This is a genomic window from Lapillicoccus sp., from assembly GCF_025353065.1.
Taxonomy (GTDB): domain Bacteria; phylum Actinomycetota; class Actinomycetes; order Actinomycetales; family Dermatophilaceae; genus Lapillicoccus.
In genome coordinates, this window is sequence record NZ_JANXRJ010000154.1 from 1 (window position 1) to 17,501 (window position 17,501).

Annotated in this window: 17 protein-coding genes; 7 read left to right on the top strand and 10 right to left on the bottom strand. The window is 71.5% G+C overall.

Annotated features, from left to right (window positions below; genetic code table 11):
• Nucleotides 1–43: 43 nt before the first annotated feature.
• Nucleotides 44–577: a hypothetical protein gene (locus Q0R63_RS12130; protein WP_295697540.1), complete on the bottom strand. Its 534-nt coding sequence runs from the start codon at nt 575–577 to the stop codon at nt 44–46.
• 214 nt (nt 578–791) lie between these two features.
• On the opposite strand from Q0R63_RS12130, the gene Q0R63_RS12135 reads away from it, so the two are divergent.
• Nucleotides 792–1,316, top strand: a complete 525-nt coding sequence (locus Q0R63_RS12135) for a sigma-70 family RNA polymerase sigma factor (RefSeq protein ID WP_295697542.1) — start codon at nt 792–794, stop codon at nt 1,314–1,316.
• Complete coding sequence (locus tag Q0R63_RS12140) at nt 1,313–2,005, top strand: zf-HC2 domain-containing protein (protein WP_295697544.1); 693 nt, start codon at nt 1,313–1,315, stop codon at nt 2,003–2,005. The genes Q0R63_RS12135 and Q0R63_RS12140 overlap by 4 nt, the downstream gene beginning before the upstream one ends.
• 50 nt (nt 2,006–2,055) lie before the next feature.
• Here the strand turns inward: Q0R63_RS12140 and Q0R63_RS12145 are convergent, their stop codons facing one another.
• The 3 genes from Q0R63_RS12145 to Q0R63_RS12155 form a co-directional block, all read right to left on the bottom strand.
• The gene (locus tag Q0R63_RS12145; protein WP_295697545.1) at nt 2,056–3,672 is read right to left on the bottom strand and encodes an aldehyde dehydrogenase family protein; all 1,617 of its coding nucleotides are present in this window, start codon (nt 3,670–3,672) and stop codon (nt 2,056–2,058) included.
• 63 nt (nt 3,673–3,735) lie between these two features.
• Complete coding sequence (locus Q0R63_RS12150) at nt 3,736–4,302, bottom strand: NAD(P)(+) transhydrogenase (Re/Si-specific) subunit beta (protein ID WP_295697546.1); 567 nt, start codon at nt 4,300–4,302, stop codon at nt 3,736–3,738.
• Nucleotides 4,299–5,480: an NAD(P) transhydrogenase subunit alpha gene (locus Q0R63_RS12155; RefSeq protein ID WP_295697548.1), complete on the bottom strand. Its 1,182-nt coding sequence runs from the start codon at nt 5,478–5,480 to the stop codon at nt 4,299–4,301. Before Q0R63_RS12155 ends, Q0R63_RS12150 begins: the two co-directional genes overlap by 4 nt.
• A gap of 176 nt (nt 5,481–5,656) precedes the next feature.
• Here Q0R63_RS12155 and adhP point away from each other — a divergent pair, with 176 nt between their 5' ends.
• Both adhP and Q0R63_RS12165 read left to right on the top strand, forming a co-directional pair.
• On the top strand, nt 5,657–6,715 hold the full coding sequence (gene adhP / locus Q0R63_RS12160; RefSeq protein ID WP_295697550.1) for an alcohol dehydrogenase AdhP: 1,059 nt from the start codon (nt 5,657–5,659) through the stop codon (nt 6,713–6,715).
• Nucleotides 6,716–6,742: 27 nt separating this feature from the next.
• Nucleotides 6,743–7,633: an ABC transporter substrate-binding protein gene (locus tag Q0R63_RS12165; protein ID WP_295697552.1), complete on the top strand. Its 891-nt coding sequence runs from the start codon at nt 6,743–6,745 to the stop codon at nt 7,631–7,633.
• A gap of 62 nt (nt 7,634–7,695) precedes the next feature.
• Here the strand turns inward: Q0R63_RS12165 and Q0R63_RS12170 are convergent, their stop codons facing one another.
• From Q0R63_RS12170 to Q0R63_RS12180, 3 genes are all read right to left on the bottom strand, one after another.
• Complete coding sequence (locus Q0R63_RS12170) at nt 7,696–8,082, bottom strand: hypothetical protein (protein WP_295697553.1); 387 nt, start codon at nt 8,080–8,082, stop codon at nt 7,696–7,698.
• A 162-nt stretch (nt 8,083–8,244) separates the two neighbouring features.
• The gene (locus Q0R63_RS12175) at nt 8,245–9,387 is read right to left on the bottom strand and encodes a WXG100 family type VII secretion target (protein WP_295697555.1); all 1,143 of its coding nucleotides are present in this window, start codon (nt 9,385–9,387) and stop codon (nt 8,245–8,247) included.
• Between the two features lie 130 nt (nt 9,388–9,517).
• Nucleotides 9,518–10,882: a cystathionine beta-synthase gene (locus tag Q0R63_RS12180; protein ID WP_295697557.1), complete on the bottom strand. Its 1,365-nt coding sequence runs from the start codon at nt 10,880–10,882 to the stop codon at nt 9,518–9,520.
• Between the two features lie 103 nt (nt 10,883–10,985).
• Between Q0R63_RS12180 and Q0R63_RS12185 the strand changes: the two genes are divergently transcribed.
• Nucleotides 10,986–12,056, top strand: coding sequence for an SGNH/GDSL hydrolase family protein (locus Q0R63_RS12185; RefSeq protein ID WP_295697558.1), 1,071 nt, complete (start codon nt 10,986–10,988; stop codon nt 12,054–12,056).
• A 168-nt stretch (nt 12,057–12,224) separates the two neighbouring features.
• Here the strand turns inward: Q0R63_RS12185 and Q0R63_RS12190 are convergent, their stop codons facing one another.
• Both Q0R63_RS12190 and Q0R63_RS12195 read right to left on the bottom strand, forming a co-directional pair.
• A complete protein-coding gene (locus tag Q0R63_RS12190) occupies nt 12,225–13,298 on the bottom strand; it encodes a DUF2855 family protein (protein ID WP_295697559.1) in 1,074 nt (357 codons plus the stop codon).
• A 96-nt stretch (nt 13,299–13,394) separates the two neighbouring features.
• The gene (locus Q0R63_RS12195; RefSeq protein ID WP_295697560.1) at nt 13,395–14,957 is read right to left on the bottom strand and encodes an MFS transporter; all 1,563 of its coding nucleotides are present in this window, start codon (nt 14,955–14,957) and stop codon (nt 13,395–13,397) included.
• An 87-nt stretch (nt 14,958–15,044) separates the two neighbouring features.
• Here Q0R63_RS12195 and Q0R63_RS12200 point away from each other — a divergent pair, with 87 nt between their 5' ends.
• Nucleotides 15,045–15,449 carry a MarR family transcriptional regulator gene (locus Q0R63_RS12200; RefSeq protein ID WP_295697562.1) on the top strand — a complete coding sequence of 135 codons (405 nt, stop codon included), beginning with the start codon at nt 15,045–15,047 and terminating at the stop codon, nt 15,447–15,449.
• A gap of 144 nt (nt 15,450–15,593) precedes the next feature.
• Entirely contained in the window at nt 15,594–16,817 is a 1,224-nt protein-coding gene (locus Q0R63_RS12205) for an acetyl-CoA C-acetyltransferase (protein WP_295697563.1), read from the top strand.
• On the opposite strand, the gene Q0R63_RS12210 is transcribed toward Q0R63_RS12205, so the two are convergent.
• Complete coding sequence (locus tag Q0R63_RS12210) at nt 16,799–17,470, bottom strand: class I SAM-dependent methyltransferase (RefSeq protein ID WP_295697564.1); 672 nt, start codon at nt 17,468–17,470, stop codon at nt 16,799–16,801. The two genes, Q0R63_RS12205 and Q0R63_RS12210, sit on opposite strands and share 19 nt — an antisense overlap.
• Between the last annotated feature and the right edge of the window lie 31 nt (nt 17,471–17,501).

The window sequence follows — 17,501 nt, forward strand, 5'->3', positions numbered from 1 at the left end:
CCTGGGTGCGCGACCTGACCGCAGATGCGCGACCTGAGCGGGGTCAGCCCGTCGTGGTGGCTCCGGCCTCCACGGGCGTCCCGTTGGAGTCCAGGACGAACCAGACCTTGCCGACGTCCTGGCCGAGGACGTCCCCGGACGCCTTGTCCTTGTCGAAGTAGTAGAGCGGCCAGCCGCCGAGGGTGACCTGCTTGGCGCCGCCCGCGGTCGTCAGCGTCCCCAGCGTGCCGCTCACGCCGTCGGCGGTCGGTGTGGCCGTGGTCGTGTATGCCGGCCAGGCCGTCGCGCACTGGCCGGCACAGACGCTCTTGCCGGAGTCCTTGGTGTCCTTGGTGAACATGTAGAGGGTGCGCCCGGCGGTGTCGACGACGACCTTGCCGAGACTGGTCGAGGCGACCCGGACGGTGGCGGCAGTGGCGGCGGCGGGGGCGGCGGCGGTCGAGCTGCTGGACGCGGCAGCGGGTGCGGTGGTGCCGCTCGAGCCACAGGCGGCGAGGGTGAGAGCGAGGACGGCGGCTCCACCCACAGTGGCGAGAAGGGGGCGAGCGGGACGTGGGTGGTCGAGGCGCACGGACATGGTGGGACTCCCTTGGGTCGGTGGGTCGCACCGGGTGGGGAGCGATCCGGGGGGCTGTTCCGTGGTGGCCACCGCGGCCGCCGGAGAGGGCGGCACGGGAGTAGACGCCGGGGCGCGCAGATCGGTTCAGGTGAACCGGGACGCCGCTCCGGGCGTCTCCCTCCTCGATGAGGACATGTGGGGCACGATGGGTCGGCACGGGAGAGGAGCGTCCATGGCACCGCTCGACGAGGATGTCGTCGCCGGCATCTACCGCGAGCACGCGCCGGCGCTGCGGCGGTTCATCGGCCGGACGTCGGTCGACCAGTCGCGCGTCGACGACGTCGTCCAGGAGGCGATCATGCGGGTCTGGCGACAGGCCCCCGAGGTGACGAGCATGCGCGCCTACCTCTTCCAGACCACCCGCAACATCCTCATCGACATGCACCGCGCCGCGGGGCGCCGCGTCGTCGAGGTCGCCGAGGACCGCGACGACGACTCGCGCAGCCGCATCGACCCCCGGGCGACGAACCCCGCCGTGGAGATCGACCGGGCCCTCGACCAGATCCTCGTCGAGGACGCGCTCTCCCGCCTCCAGCCCGACCACCGCGAGGTCGTCCTCGCCCTGTACTACCGACGGTTCACCGTCGTCGAGACCGCCGCCGCCCTCGGCATACCGGCAGGGACGGTGAAGTCCCGCGCCTACTACGCTGTTCGGTCCCTGCGGGCGATCCTCGACGAGATGGGAGTGACGCAGTGAGCACCCACCAGAACGACGACGAGCTCCATCACCTCCTCGGCGCCTTCGTCCTCGGTGGCCTGTCCGGCGACGAGCACCGCGACTTCACCCGGCACCTGCGGCACTGCGAGACCTGCCAGCAGGAGTCGGCGCAGTTCTCCGGACTGCCCTCTCTCCTCGACCTCGTCGACGCCGAGGACGCCCCGGCCATCCTCACCGGCGTGACGGGGGCGGCGGAGTTCTCGGACCCCGTCGGCCCCTCGAGCACGCCACCGGCGCTGCTCGACGCGGTCCGGGCCCAGCGCCTTCGCGGACGGTGGCGCCTGGTCGCGGCTGCCGCCGTACTGGTCGTCGCTGCAGGCGGGGTCGGCGTCGCGCTGGCGCCCGCGATCTCCCGACTGGACGAGCCACCCACCTCGCGGATCGTCGCCCGAGGACCGGCCGGAAGCGCCACGTCCGTCGACATCGCTCTCGTCACCCGGGGGTGGGGGACGCAGGTGGACCTCTCGGGCTCGGACCTCCCGACGAGCGGCGTGCTCTACCTCGAGGTCACCGACCTCCAGGGCCGCTCCTGGGACGTGGCGAGCTGGAGCGGCACCCCGTCGGGCCGCACGACCCTCACGACCGCCTGCTGGGTCAAGGCGGCCAACATCAAGATGATCCAGGTCCACACCCGCGAGGGCCAGACGGTGGCCGCAGCCACCACCTGACCCTCGACCGGCTGACCCTCGACCGGCTGGAGCGGTCGGACCAAGACGGCTCAGACGAAGAAGCCGAGCGGCTTCTGGTCGTGGTTGACGAGCACGCTCTTGACCTCCTGGTAGTTGCGCAGCGTCTGCTGATCGGTCTCGCGGCCGTATCCGGACTGCTTGTAGCCACCGAAGCCGGCGCCCGCCGGGTACTGGTTGTAGGTGTTGACCCACACCCGACCGGCCTTGATGTCCTGTCCGGCCTCGTAGGTGACGTCGGCGTCACGGCTCCAGACCCCGGCCCCCAGACCGTAGATGGTGTGGTTGGCGATGGAGATGGCCTCGTCGTAGTCGGCGAACTCGGCGACGGTCACGACCGGACCGAAGATCTCCTCCTGGAAGACGCGCATGTCGTTGCGCCCCTTGAACACGGTCGGCTGCACGAAGTAGCCGCCCCCCAGGTCGCCGGGCAGCTCGAGGCGGGATCCACCGGTCAGCACCTCACAACCCTCGAGGGGGCCGAGCTCGAGGTAGGCCGAGATCTTCTGGACCTGGTCCTCGCTGTTCTGGGGGCCCATCTCGGTCGCGGTGTCGAGCGGGTCTCCGACGACGATGCGGTCGACGCGGGCGACGGCGTCCTCGAGGAACCCACCGGTCACCAGGCCCTTCTGCAACAGGGCCCGGGACGGGCACGAGCAGATCTCACCCTTGTTCAGGGCGAACATCGTGAAGCCTTCGATGGCCTTGCGGTAGAAGTCGTCCTTCTCGCGGGCGACGTCGTCGAAGAACACGTTCGGCGACTTGCCGCCGAGCTCCATGGTCGACGGGATGATGTTCTTGATGGCGTACTGCATGATCTGGCGGCCGGTCTCGGTCGACCCGGTGAAGGCGACCTTCCCGACGCCCTCGTGCTCGACCAGGGCGCGACCCAGAGCGGCGCCACTGCCGTTGACGACGTTGACGACACCGGGCGGGACGATGTCCTCGATCAGCTCCATCACGTAGAGGATCGAGACCGGCGTCGCGCTGGCCGGCTTCAGGACGACGGTGTTGCCGGCAGCCAGTGCCGGGGCCAGCTTCCAGGCCGCCATCAGCAGCGGGAAGTTCCACGGGATGATCTGCGCGACGACGCCGATCGGCTCGACGAAGTGGTAGGAGACGAGCTCGGCCGAGAGCTTCTTGATCGACCCCTCCTGGGTGCGGATCGCGGCCGCGAAGTAGCGGAAGTGGTCGATCATCAGCGGCACGTCGGCGCCGAGGGTCTCGCGCACCGGCTTGCCGTTCTCCCAGGACTCGAGGACGGCGATCTGCTCCAGGTGCTCCTGCAGCCGGTCGGCGATGGCGATGAGGACCGCGGCGCGGTCGATCGTGGACGTGGCTGCCCACGCCGGGAACGCCCGCGTCGCCGCAGCGACGGCGAGGTCGATGTCGGGGACGGTCGACCGGGCATACTCGGCGAAGGGCTGGCCGGTCGCGGGGGCGAGGTCGAGACCGTAGTGACCGCCCCGGGGCGCGACCCACTCGCCCCCGATGAAGTTCTCGTACCTCGACCTCAGGTGCACGATGCTGCCGGCGTCACCCGGCCTCGCGTAGAGCGTGTGGGTCGGTCGTGTGGCGGCGGCACGGGTGTCGGGGCGGGTGTCCGAGCGGGTGTGGGTCGTGGTGGTGTCGTCGACGATGGTGGTCATGGCGCTCATCTCTTCCTGCGGTGGTACTGAAGTCCGTGACCGGAACCGGCCACGACGAACGGGTCACGCGGCGACGTACTGCTTCACGGCGAGGGTGATGTCGGCGAGCCCCTGCTTGGCGTCGGCGAACAACATGCCGGTCTTCGGGTCCGAGAACAGGTCGTTGGCGATGCCGGCGTAGCCGGGGCTCATCGAGCGCTTGATCACGACGACCGACCTGGCGTGGTCGACGTCGAGGATCGGCATACCCGACAGGGCGTTTCCCGTTCGCCGGGCGGCCGGGTTCGTGACGTCGTTGGCGCCGATCACGAGCGCGACGTCGCACGCGTCGAAGGCCGAGTTGGCCTCCTCGAGCTGGAGCATCTGGGTGTAGGGCACGTTCGCCTCGGCGAGCAGGACGTTCATGTGGCCGGGCATCCGACCGGCGACGGGGTGGATGGCGTACTGCACCTCGGTGCCGTGCGTGGTCAGCAGCGCTGCCAGCTCGGCGACCTCGTGCTGGGCCTGCGCGGCGGCCAGCCCGAACCCAGGCACGACCATGACGTGGCGGGCGTACGCGAGCTGCAGGCCGACGTCGTCGGCGGTGACCTGACGGACGGCCGCCGCGGAGGCGCCGAGGCTGGCAGTCATGGGACACGGCTCTCGGTCGGGGACGGGACGGCTTGCGGGGTGCCCACGTGGGTGGCGAGCCCGTCGTGGCAGACGACGACCGCTGTGTGGACCTCGTCGTCGGGGTCGATGGTGACGACCCCGGCGGGGGCCAGGGACAGCAACAGCGCGAGGACGTTGCGCGCATACATATGGGACGAGGAGGTGGCGAGGTCGGAGGCGAGGTTGCCGGCACCGATGACCACGACGCCGCCGCTCGTGACGACGTGCTGCCCGTCGACCGAGCCCGCCACGTTGCCGCGCTGGTCGGTGGCCGCGAGGTCGATGCAGACGGAGCCGGGCCGCAGGGCGGCGAGGGTCGCCGCCGTGACCAGCAGCGGTGGGGTGCGGCCGGGCACCTTGGCCGTGGTGATGATCACGTCGTAGGTCACGAGGTGGCGGGCCAGCTCGTCCTGCTGGGACACCGCCTCCTCGGCCGTCAGCGCCCGGGCGTAGCCGCCGGCGGCGGCTCCTTCGGCGACGGACGAGGTGAGGAAGGTGGCGCCGAGCGACTCGACCTCGGCCCGGGACGCCGGGCGCACGTCGTAGCCGGTGACCACGGCACCGAGGCGCTTGACCGTCCCGATCGCCTGGAGGCCCGCGACTCCCGCACCGAGGACGATCACCTTGGCGGGCGCCGCGGTGCCGGACGCGGTGATCATCATCGGGAAGTACCGGTCGAAGGACGCGGCGGCGACGATGCCGGCGCGATATCCCGCGGCGCTGGCCTGCGAGCTGCCGGCGTCCATGGCCTGGGCGCGGCTGAGCGTGCGCGGGAGCAGGTCGAAGGAGGCGGCGGTCACCTGTCGAGCGGCGAGGTCGCGCACCATGGAGACGTTGAGCAGGGGCTCGAGCACCCCGATCAGCAGCTGCCCCGCGCGCAGGGACGCGACGAGGGCGGCGTCGGGCGGGCGGACCACGGCGAGCACGTCGCAGGTCGCGACGACCTCGGCCCGCGAGACCACGCAGGCCCCCGCGAGCCCGTATGCCGCGTCGGGAAGGCTCGCCGCCTCCCCGGCGCCCCGCTCGACGAGCACGGTGTGACCGGAGGCGACGAGGCGCTTGGTGACCTCGGGGTCGAGGGCGACGCGGCGCTCGCGAGGGGCGGTCTCGCGGACCACGCCGACCGTGAGGACCCGTTCTGCGGTGGTGGAGGGCATGTCCTCAAGTCTCGATCGACGAAGCGGCCGTCGGATGAGTCGAAGGTCCCGGGACCTTCGGGGACGTTCGCCTCTGCCGGGGCCATGCGCGTCCGCCGAGAGTTGAGACAGACGCCCAGCGCGCGCGCCGACCACCCTGTCGGCCCGCGGTCCGGGCCCTCACCGAAGGACGCCCCATGAAGGCAGCAGTTGTCACCGCGTTCGGAGCACCGCTCGAGATCGTCGAGAGGGACATCCCCGAGCCGAAGGCCGGACAGGTCCTGGTCCGCCTCGAGACGTGCGGGTTGTGCCACACCGATATCCATGCGGCACAGGGAGACTGGCCCGCCAAGCCGACCTTGCCGGTCGTGCCCGGGCACGAGGGAATCGGCATCGTCGAGAAGCTCGGCGACGGCGTGACCGACCGCACGGTCGGTGAGCGCGTGGCAATCCCCTGGCTCGGTCGCGCCTGCGGCCGCTGCCGCTACTGCATCGACGGCCGCGAGACCCTGTGTGAGGCGCAGCAGAACAGCGGCTACTCCATCGACGGCGCGTTCGCCGAGTATGCGGTCGCCAGCTCGACCTACGTCGTGGCGGTGCCCGACGGCATCAGCTCGCTCGACGCCGCACCCCTCAGCTGCGCCGGCCTCACCACCTACAAGGCCCTCAAGGTCGCCCACGTCATGCCCAGCGAACGGGTCGGCATCTTCGGTGTCGGTGGTCTCGGCCACCTCGCGGTGCAGTACGCCCGCATCATGGGCGGCACCGTCGTCGCCATCGACATCGAGCAGGCCAAGCTCGACCTCGCTGCCGAGCTCGGCGCCGAGCAGCTCGTCAACGCGGCCGAGGTCGACCCCGTCGCGGCCATCCAGGCCCAGGGTGGGCTCGACGTCGCCGTCGTGCTCGCCGCGTCCCCGCGAGTGTTCGAGCAAGCGTTCGCCTCACTGCGTCGCGGTGGCCGCCTGGTCTGCGTGTCCCTGCCTGCGGACGACACGATGAACATCTCCATCTTCGACACCGTGATCAAGGGGATCTCGGTCATCGGCTCCATCGTCGGCACGCGCCAGGACCTCGCCGAGGTCTTCGCCCTGCACGCCGCATGTCGGACCCGGGTCGTCGCCGAGACGCGCGACCTCGCCCAGGTGAACGACGCGATCACCGAGGTGCTGTCGGGCCGGATCACGGCACGTCTGGTCTTCCAGTTCGAGCCGGCCGTCGTCACCGCCGCCGACCCGGTCGGGGCTCTGCTGCGGTAGGCGCACCGACGGATTACCCTCGTAGCCATGCGAATCGTGTCCCTCCTCCCCTCGACGACAGAGATCCTCTTCGCCCTGGGGGCGGGGGACGACGTGGTGGGCGTGACCTTCGAGTGCGACGAACCGGTCGAGGCCCGCTCGCGGCGGATCGTCTCGACCTCCACCCTGCCGACCGGGCTGGCGCCGGCCGAGATCGACCGGGTGGTTGCCGAGCTGCTGCGCACCGGTGAGGACCTCTACCACCTGGACGCCGGCGCGCTGGCCGACCTCGACGCCGACCTCGTCGTCACCCAGGACCTCTGCGCCGTCTGCGCGGTCGACGTCTCCATGGTCGACGAGGCCCTCGCGCACCTGGGGTGTCGCGCAGAGGTCCTCACCATCGACCCCCACTCCCTCGAGGAGGTGCTCGCCTCGGTGGTGACGCTGGGGCTGGCGACGGGCCGGGAGGCCCGCGCCCGCGAGATCGTCGCGCGGCAGCAGGCCCGGCTCGCCGAGGTCGAGGCCGCCGTCGCGACGGCCCGGCCCGTGCGCGCGCTCGTCCTCGAGTGGACCGACCCGCCCTTCGCCCCGGGTCACTGGGTGCCCGAGATGGTCACCCGTGCCGGGGGCCTGAACGTCATCGGGACAGCGCGGGCGAAGTCCGTGCGGGTCACCTGGGAGGAGGCGCTCGCGGGATCACCCGAAGTGATCGTCGCCGCACCCTGCGGCTACCACCTGGACGACGCGTCAGCGCTGACCACAACCCTTGTCGGGCAAGGCATCCTGCCCCCGGGCATCCCTGTCTGGGCCGTCGACGCCAACGCCTCGTTCGCCCGGCCGGGCCCTCGGCTCGTGGACGGCGTCGAGGCGCTCGCCGCGATCTTTCACCCCGACCTCGTCGGTGACCCGGCCCCCGCGATGGCGCGCCGGATAGCCTGACTACCCGGATCGCCTGACGACCGACGCCGCCAAGGGTCAGCGCTCCCCTGTCGCCCGACGGCCTACTGTCCCTTGGCGACCAGGACCACCGTCCTGCCGTCGGAGGTGAGGTAGGCCGTGGCCCGGAACTGTCCTGCTGCGAAGAGCGCGTCGAGGTCGGTGCCGGTGCTGAGCGGCCCGGCGGGCAGCGCCGGGGTGAGAGAGGGGATCACGTCGGGGCCCGTCGTCGTGGGCTGGGGCGCAGTGGCGAGGAGCATCGTTGCCACGGCGGGCGAGACCGTGACGACGGCGTCGATCCAGTAGGTCGTCGGACCGGGCGCACTGCCGCCGAGCTCGCCGGAGAGCCACGTCGCCGACTCCGGGGTGCCCAGGGCGGCGAACCGCGACGTCAGCGGGGCGAGGTCATGATGCACCTCTCCGGTGCCCTGCTTGCCGTTCTCGGTGCTCATCGTGCCGCTCCTGCTGCTGGTGGGGGTCGGGTCGGGTGTCGACGTGCAAGCCGTCGTGCCCACGACGACCATCCAGATCATCGAGCCGGCCACGACGCGGGTTCGGTTACCAGAGCGACCTATTGGTCTCACCTGTTGCTCCCCACCCGTCCGGAGTCGCGGTCACTGCCCCGGCCTCGTGTCGGGGTTGCCGCGGTTGTCGGTGCGGTCCTCGCTACCCGGGTTGCGGTGCTCCTCGCCACTGCCGAAGTCCATCGACGGCGGCGGGTCGCCGACGTCCCACGTCACGGTGCGCACGACCTCGCCGTGCGTGTCGAACGGCCTCGCCCAGCCGATCTCGGTGAACCGCCCGTTCTCGTCGTCAGGGGCACCGCTGCCGATGTCGGCCTGGCCCCGGTTGAAGTTGTCGTGGTCCTCGGCGTGGACCGTGACCGACATCGTCACGACGCCGTCCGACACGCTGACGTCGGCGCTGCTCCACTGCTGGTATCCGCCGACCGTCTTCTGCCAGTTCTCGGTCGTCGGGTAGACGTCGCTGGCATGACCCGGACCGCTCACCGAGAAGCTGGTCTGACCCGACCGCACGAGCTCGTCGACGGCCTTCGCCGTGCGGGAGACCTCGTTGTCGACGTTGGTCCGGACGGCGGAGTCCTCCCGGTAGGCCTCCTCGTAGTCGATCCGCAGAGGCTTGCCGTCGTTGTCCCAGTAGTGCTCGTAGGCCGCGAGCGCGTCGTCGAGGTCGGGCCGCACGATCTTCGCGCCTTCCGTCTTGGCCAGCCACTTCTGCTTGTCGACCCAGTCGCCGAACCCGCCGTCCCTGGAGTTGTAGGCGAAGCCCTCGTCCCAGGTGAAGTCGGGCCTCTTCGGCGGGCCGACGGCATAGCCGCTTGCGGTGCTCGCGGGAGGTGGAGCGCTGCCGCCGGGGCTGCCGCCAGGCCCGTAACCGGCCAGCACGACACCCTGCCCGCTCGGTCCGCTCGGTCCGCTCGGTCCGCTCGGTCCGCTCGGTCCGCTCGGTCCGCTCGGTCCGGCGCCGCTGCTGGTATGCCGCTGCGCAGCGGCGTTGGCGCGCAACCTCTCCCCGAGGGCGCCGAGGGTCTCGGCGCAGCGGGCGAGCCGGCCGTCGATCACTCGCGCCTGCGCGGCATACTGCTGCCGGTCGGAGCCCACCCACTGCTCCCCCAGCGCGCCGAACACGGTCGCCACCGTGCCGCGGATCTCGCCGCACTGCCCACCGAACTCGGTCAGTCGTCGGGCCGATGCATCGAGCACCTCGGGATCGGCGCCCTTGGCGAATACCACCATCGTCTGCCCCTGTCCCCACCACGTCACCCGGAAAACCCAGGGTGTTCCCAGCGTCCTCCCAGCCTACGGGGCGCGAGTCGTTGCGCCATGGGGAGCACTCCCCCGTCGCCATCGCGACGTGGGGGAAGGCTCAGTCGCTGAGGAAGCCGAGCAGGTCGGCGCGAGTCAGGACGCCGATCGGCTTGCCGCCATCGACGACGAGGATCGCGTCGGAGATCTCGAGCTCGTGCCTGGCGATGGACACCTTCTCGCCGGCGCCCACCAGGGGCAGCCCGGGCTCCATGTGCGCCTCGACCGCGTCGGCGAGATGCGCCTTCTGGGTGAAGAGCAGCTCCAGCAGCGCGCGCTCGCTGACCGCGCCAGCGACCTCGCCCGACATCACCGGGGGCTCGGCCTTGACGACGGGCATCTGCGACACGCCGTACTCGCGCAGGATGTCGATCGCCGTGCGGATCGTCTCGTTGGGGTGGGTGTGCACCAGGGCCGGAAGCGCCCCGCTCTTGGTGCGCAGGACGTCGCCGACGGTGGTCTCGCCGGTGTCGTGGAGGAAGCCGTAGGAGCTCATCCACTCGTCGTTGAAGATCTTCGACATGTAGCCGCGGCCGGAGTCGGGCAGGAGGACGACGACCACGGCCTCGGGGGGCAGGTCCCGCGCTGCGCGCAGCGCCGCCACGACCGCCATGCCGCAGGAGCCGCCGACGAGCAGGCCCTCCTCGCGGGCGAGTCGCCGGGTCATCGCGAAGGACTCGGCGTCGGAGACGGCGATGACCTCGTCGACGACCGAGGGGTCGTAGGCCGCGGGCCAGAAGTCCTCGCCCACCCCTTCGACGAGGTAGGGCCGACCGGTGCCGCCGGAGTAGACCGAGCCCTCCGGGTCGGCCCCGATCATCCGGACGGCGCCGTGGGACACCTCTTTGAGATAGCGACCGGTGCCGGTGATCGTCCCGCCGGTGCCCACGCCGGCGACGAAGTGGGTCACCTCGCCCTCGGTGTCGGCCCAGATCTCGGGCCCGGTGGAGGCGTAGTGGCTGTTGGGGCCCTCGGGGTTGGCGTACTGGTTCGGCTTCCACGCCCCGTCGATCTCGCGGACGAGGCGGTCCGAGACCGAGTAGTAGGAGTCCGGGTGGTCGGGGTGGACCGCGGTCGGACAGACCACGACCTCGGCACCGTAGGCCTTGAGCACGTTGCGCTTGTCCTCGGCGACCTTGTCCGGACAGACGAATACGCATTGGTAGCCCCGTCGCTGGGCGATCAGGGCGAGCCCCACACCGGTATTGCCCGACGTCGGCTCGACGATCGTGCCCCCGGGCTTCAGCTCCCCGGACGCCTCGGCGGCATCGATCATCCGCAGCGCGATGCGGTCCTTGACCGACCCGCCGGGGTTGAGGTACTCGACCTTGGCGAGCACCGTGCAGGCGATGCCCTCGGTGACCACGGAGAGCTTGACGAGGGGGGTGTTCCCCACGAGTTCGGAGATGTGCTCGGCATACTTCACCTCGTCATCCTCTCAGATGGTTGGCCGGCCCTTCGGGCTCCGCAGAACAGGGCACCCGGCCGTGGTCGGACGCGCTACCGTGGTCGAGGACCGAGGGGGCGTCATGGGTAGGGCACGGCGAGCGCGCAGGATCGCCCAGGTCGCGGCATACGGCGGCGGTTTCGGCGTGGCCGGCCTGGGCGCGGTCGGCGCCCTCGGCTACGGCGTCATCAAGGTCGAGGCCGTGCTCGCGCGGCGGATCGTCGGTCAGCCCTTCGAGTCGCCGCCGGACGACAACGGCAGCTATGGCGCCGGTGTGGGGGCGCCGCTCCAGATGGTCGTCCTCGGCGACAGCTCCGCGGCCGGCCTCGGCGCCGACCACGCGCACCAGACCATCGGCGCGATCCTCGCCACGGGGGTCTCCGCCTTCAGCGGCCGCGCAGTGCGGCTCACCAACGTGTCCGTGAGCGGTGCCGAGTCCCGCGACCTCGACCTCCAGGTCGTCAACGCGCTCGACGTCGTCCCCCACCCCGACGTGGCCGTGATCAGCATCGGCGCCAACGACGTCACCCACCGCATCGACAAGTCCATCGCCGTGCGCCACCTCGAGGGGGCCGTCCGGCGGCTGCGCGAGGCGGGCGCGGAGGTCGTCGTCGGCACCTGCCCCGACCTCGGCACCCTCCAGCCGGTGGGTCAGCCCCTGCGGGCTCTCGCCCGCCGGTGGAGCCGCGACCTCGCGGCGGCCCAGACGGTCTGCGTCGTCGAAGCCGGTGGTCGCACCGTCTCGCTCGGCGACCTCATCGGGCCGGAGTTCGCCGAGCGCCCGGCGGAGATGTTCAGCAAGGACCGGTTCCACCCCTCACCGGCCGGGTATGCCCGTGCCGCCTCGGCGATGCTGCCCTCGGTCTGTGTCGCGCTCGGGCTCTGGCCGGACGTCGAGCCGCTCGCTCCCGACCCCCGGCGCGGCGACGCCGTCCGTCCCGTCGCGAATGCGGCCACCCGCGCCGTCCGCGACCCCGGCACCGAGGTCAGCGCGGCCAGCATCGGCGGTCAGGCGCGCGGGCCTCGCGGGCGATGGGCCGTCGTGCTCCACCGGGTGCGTCGTCCCTTCCCCGACCGGTCGGGGGAGGTCGCGCCCGCGCCCGATACCGAGCTGCCGGCAGACCGGGACGCGGCGGCGGGCACGTCCGCCTGACCGCGCGGCCGGACGCGTCCAGAGCTCGTCACCTGCCCGGTTCTGCACGCCGCCCAGCCCAGAGGCCCGTTCAGAACTCGTCACCTGCCCCGTTCTGTGTGCCGCCCCCCGCCACGGGCCCGTCCAGAACTCGCCAGCTGCCCCGTTCTGGACGCCGAGCGGGCCGGCTCAGGGAGTGAGGACGTATCCCGTCCTGGGGTCCAGGCGGCCGGCGAGCACGGCGAGCCACGCGTCCCGGACCGCGTCGGGTCCGGTCCCGCCCATGACGTCGACCCAGCCCTGCGCCTCGACCGCGAACCGTCGCCACGACTCGGCGAAGGTCGCGTCGAGTCGCTCCCGTCCCCAGTCGGCGGAGCGCTTCTGCATCTGGTCGGGGGCAAAAAACATTCGTGGCCCGGTCTCGGCGAGGGTGCCCGCGACGGAGGCCACCTGGTGCGTGACCCCGACGCCCACCTCGTGGACCAGGGCCGCACCGAGCTGCGTCCGCAGGTCCTGCGACAGCCCGGGCCGACCCGCGACGTCGACAAGGACAGCGGTCCGCGAGGGGTCCAGCTCCCCGACCTCGTCATAACCGAGCACCTCGTCGTAGCAACCGAGCCCGCGCACGAACCCCACGTGACGGGCCGACGTCAGCCCGACGACCTCGACCCCCTGGGCGTGCAGCTCGTAGGCCGTGCCGTAGGCGGTCTTGCTCGAGGCCGAGGACAAGAGCACGCGCTGCGCGCCGAAGAGCTCGTGGTCGACGAGGAAGTCGGCGAGCATGAACGAGGTGTAGAACAGCGGGCGGAAGAGGACGAGCAGGTCCTCCCGCTCCACCTCGTATGCCGGGTCGCCGCCGGTGAGCGAGTGCACGGCATACGGCGAGGGGAGGGTGCGGCGGTGCGCAGCCCCGTCGCGGAAGCCGCGGGCGTCCGCCCGAGCCGGCTGCACGACGGTGTGCGAGCCGGCCGGGTAGTAGCCGTAGACGCGGTCGCCGACCGTGACGCCCTCGGCCCGGGACTCCACGACGTCGGCGAAGCCCCACACCGGCGGGATGCCGCGACCGGGCTCGGGCGTCGGGAAGTGGTCCCAGTAGCGGAAGGAGTCGCCGAGCACGGCATACGTGATGTTGTTGGCGGTGAGACCGATCCGGTCGATGGCGAGGACCGCCTCGCGGGGGCCGGCCGTCGGGACGGGGTGCTCGGGGACGACGACGTCGGCGAGGTCGTCACGGGCGACCGTCATCGTCCAGGCAGCAGCCACGCCGTCACCCTAGTGCCCGTCGACGGCATGCCGCCCTGATCACTCGGCTGGACGAGCGGCCCACCGGCTCACCGGGTGGCGGGCTCACCCACCGGGTCAATTCGAGGTGCAGGCCTCCTGCCGGGAGGCCAGCGGCTCTGCGACACCTAGCCCCTCGGTCTCGAGCACGACCTGTGATCGCCGACCGATCAGCAGCATCCCGAACGAGGCGAGCACCCCGACCGCGGTGATGGCGACGATGACCTGCAGGCTCCCGAGCATCCCGGGGATGAGCGCTCCCGGCCGGGCCGGACCGTCGGCCGTCCCCGCGGCGGCGAGGATCGCCGACACGACGGCGAGCACCACGGCTCCCCCGATCTGGACGCTCGTGTTGACCAGGCCGGAGGCCAGCCCCTGCTCGTCGTCGTGGATCCCGGAGGTCGCCTGGGCGTTGATCGACGGGAAGGTGAGCGCGAAGCCGACGCCGAGCAGCAGCATCGTCGGGAGCAGCAGCGCGGCATACCCGAGGCCGGGGTCGACGCGCAGGAAGAGGACGTAGGCGACCAGGAACGAGGCCAGCCCGACGGCGATGAGGACCTGGGTGCGGACGCGTTCGAGCACCTTGTCCATCGAGGTCGCGCTGGCGACGACGAGCAGGCCGGCGGGCAGGAACCCGAGAGCCATCGTCAGTGGCGACCAGCCGAGCGAGTTCTGCAGGTAGAGCGTGAGGAGGAACTGGAAGGAGAAGTAGCACCCGGCCATCACGGCGCCGGAGACGTTGGCGTGGACGATGTGCGGCGCCCGCAGGATGCCGAGCCGGACGAGGGGGGTCGCGTGCCGGCGTTCGGTGCGAACGAACAGGGCCCCGAGGCCGAGGCTCGCGACGAGCAGCCCGAGGACCACCGGGCTGGTCCAGCCGAGAGTGGGGGCCTCGACGACGCCCACCACGAAGAGGAGCAGGCCCGTGGTGCTCGTGACGGCGCCCACGAGGTCGAAGTCGGACAGCCGGGCGGCGGTGCGCGTGGCCGCCGGGACGACGCGCCAGCCGACGAGGAGCAGCACCAGGGCTACCGGTCCGGGGAGCAGGAAGGTCGCCCTCCAGCTCAGCTCGGTGAGCAGGCCGCCCACGACGAGCCCGAGGGAGAAGCCGCTGGCCCCGCAGACGGTGTAGATGCTGAGAGCCCGGTTGCGTGCCGGCCCCTCGGCGAAGGTCGTGGTGATGATCGAGAGGCCGGCCGGGACAGTGAAGGCGGCGGCGACGCCCTTGACGAATCTCAGTGCGACGAGGGCGAGCTCGTTGCTGAGGAACGCGCTGGCGACCGAGGCGATGCCGAAGACGGCGACGGCGATCAGGAAGACCGAGCGCCGGCCGAGCAGGTCGGCGGAGCGGCCGCCGAGGAGCAGCAGCCCGCCGTAGCCGAGGACGTAGCCGCTGACGATCCACTGCAGCCCGGAGGCCGTCATGCCGAGGTCGGAGCCGATGGAGGGCAGTGCCACGCCGACCATGGAGATGTCGAGGCTGTCGAGGAACAGGGCGCCACAGAGGACGACGAGCAGCAGCCAGGTGCGGCGGCTCCAGCCCCGGGCGCCGTGGATCGCGGTGGGTGCGTCGTCGGGCGCGGGTCGGTCTCGGCGGGGGTCGTCCGAGAGGTCGGAGGTGCGCGGCGTCGTGGTCGTCATGGTGGTCGAGTCTTATGCATCTGCATCAGTTGCACAAGCATTATTTGCACAAACATTAGATGCACACTCATGTGTTAGGGTTTGGGGATGGTCCCGGTCGACGACGACGCGCTCGCTGCAGGCTGGCACGAGCTGATGGGCCGCTACCAGCGGCTCACCTGCGCTCTCGACCGCGAGCTGCAGGCCGGTCACGGGCTCAGCGCCAGCGAGTTCGAGGTCCTCCAGCAGCTGAGCCACGCCCCCGACCACTCACTGCGGATGAGCGAGCTCGCCGAGAGCGCCCACGTCAGTCAGAGCGCGCTCTCCCGGCTGGTGAGTCGTCTCGAGGTCGACGGGCTGCTGCAGCGGTCGGCGTGCACGCAGGATCGCCGCTCGCTCTTCGTCGAGCTGACCGCGCTCGGGGTGACCCGCTACGACGAGGCCCGCCCGACCCAGCGACGGGTGCTGCGCGAGGACACGCAGCAGGCTGGTGGCTGCCTCCAGCGGGAGTGACGCCTGACGTGACGACGCAGAGACCGAGGGCACAGGGGCGGGGCTACCCCGCCCGGGAGCACACGGCATACCATCGTGGGGCGGACTAAGCACCCGCTTACCTGTTGCTCCACCCCGCAGACACCGCCGTCCCAGGAGGACCTCGTGACCGAAGCCGTCATCGTCTCGACCGCCCGTACGCCGATCGGGCGCGCCTTCAAGGGGTCCCTCAAGGACGTCCGGCCCGACGACCTGTCCGTTCAGGTGCTCCAGGCCGCGATCGCCAAGGTGCCGGGCCTCGACCCCCAGGACATCGACGACCTCTACTGGGGCTGCGCCGAGCCGGCCGGCAAGCACGGCTCCAACCTCGCCCGCGTCATCGCCGTGCTCGCGGGCTACGACAGCGTCCCGGGTGCGACGGTCAACCGGTTCTGCTCCTCGAGCGTCCAGACGACCCGCATGGCGTTCCACGCCATCAAGGCCGGCGAGGGCGAGGTCTTCCTGTCCGGTGGCGTCGAATGTGTCTCGCAGTACACGGGATTCGCGGGCGCGGGCGGCTCCGAGGAGGACCACAAGAACCCGCGCTTCGCCGAGGCGATCGCCCGCTCGGCGGCGACGGCGGCGTCCAACGAGACGTGGCACGACCCGCGGGCGGACGGCCTGCTGCCGGACGTCTACCTCGCGATGGGACAGACCGCGGAGAACGTCGCGACCCTGCGCGGGATGGCCCGCTCGCGGATGGACGAGTGGGGCGTGACGAGCCAGAACCGCGCCGAGAAGGCCATCGCCAACGGCTTCTTCGCGGCCGAGATCGCGCCCGTCACCCTTGCCGACGGCACGGTCGTCAGCAAGGACGACGGCCCGCGCGCGGGCGTCGCCCTGGAGGCCGTCTCGGCGCTGCAGCCGGTCTTCCGCCAGCAGGGCACGATCACCGCCGGCAACTGCTGCCCGCTCAACGACGGGGCCGCGGCCGTCGTCGTCATGAGCGACGCCAAGGCCAAGGCGCTCGGCCTCACGCCGCTGGCGCGGGTCGTCTCGACGGGCGTCACCGGGCTGTCCCCGGAGATCATGGGCCTCGGGCCGGTCGAGGCCTCGCGCCAGGCCCTCGCCCGGGCGGGCATGACGATCGACGACATGGACCTCTACGAGATCAACGAGGCCTTCGCCGTGCAGGTGCTGGCGAGCGCCGACGACCTGGGCATGGACTTCGACAAGCTCAACGTCCACGGCGGCGCGATCGCGCTCGGCCACCCCTTCGGCTCGACCGGCGCGCGAATCACCACGACGCTGCTGCACGGGCTGCAGGAGCGTGACGGCCAGTTCGGCCTCGAGACGATGTGCGTCGGCGGCGGTCAGGGCATGGCCATCATCTACGAGCGGCTGTCCTGACCCCCGGGTCGACGCATGAGCACGGCGGTGAACTGCTGGGTGGAACCCCAGGGCGTCTCGTGCTCCTCGCCGGCGGTGTCGACGAGCCGGTAGCCGGGGAACTGGGCCGCCAGCTCCTCGTGGGTGAACCGCACGATGGGCAGGCCGCTGCACGTCGTCGGGCCGTCCGGCCCGAATGTCGCCACGACCAGCCACCCTCCGGGACGAAGGCTTCGTTCCAGTGACGCGACGTAGTCCGCGCGCTCGTCCGCCTCGGTGAGGAAGTGGTGGACGGCACGGTCGTGCCAGAGGGCGAAGCGACGGCTCGGATGCAGGTCGAGGACGTCGGCGACCTCGAGGACGACCTGACGGCCCGCGTCACCGAGGCGGTCCCTCACGGTCTGCAGGGCGGTGGCGGACAGGTCGATCGCGGTGAGGTCGCGACATCCCCGTTCGAGGAGGTGGTCGACGAGGGTCGACCACCCGGCCCCGACGTCGATGATCGGCTCGTCGGGTCGGAGCCCGGTGGAGTCCACGAGGCCCAGGGAGAGCCCGGGGACGGACTGCCACCACGAGACGCCGTCGACGTCCTTGGAGTCGTGGACGCCCTCCCAGAACTCCTGTCGCCCCCCGGAGTCGGCGGGCCGCCACAGGTCGTCGCTCGATGAGGTCACCGCCGACACGGTAGCCCGTGCCGCCCGGCCG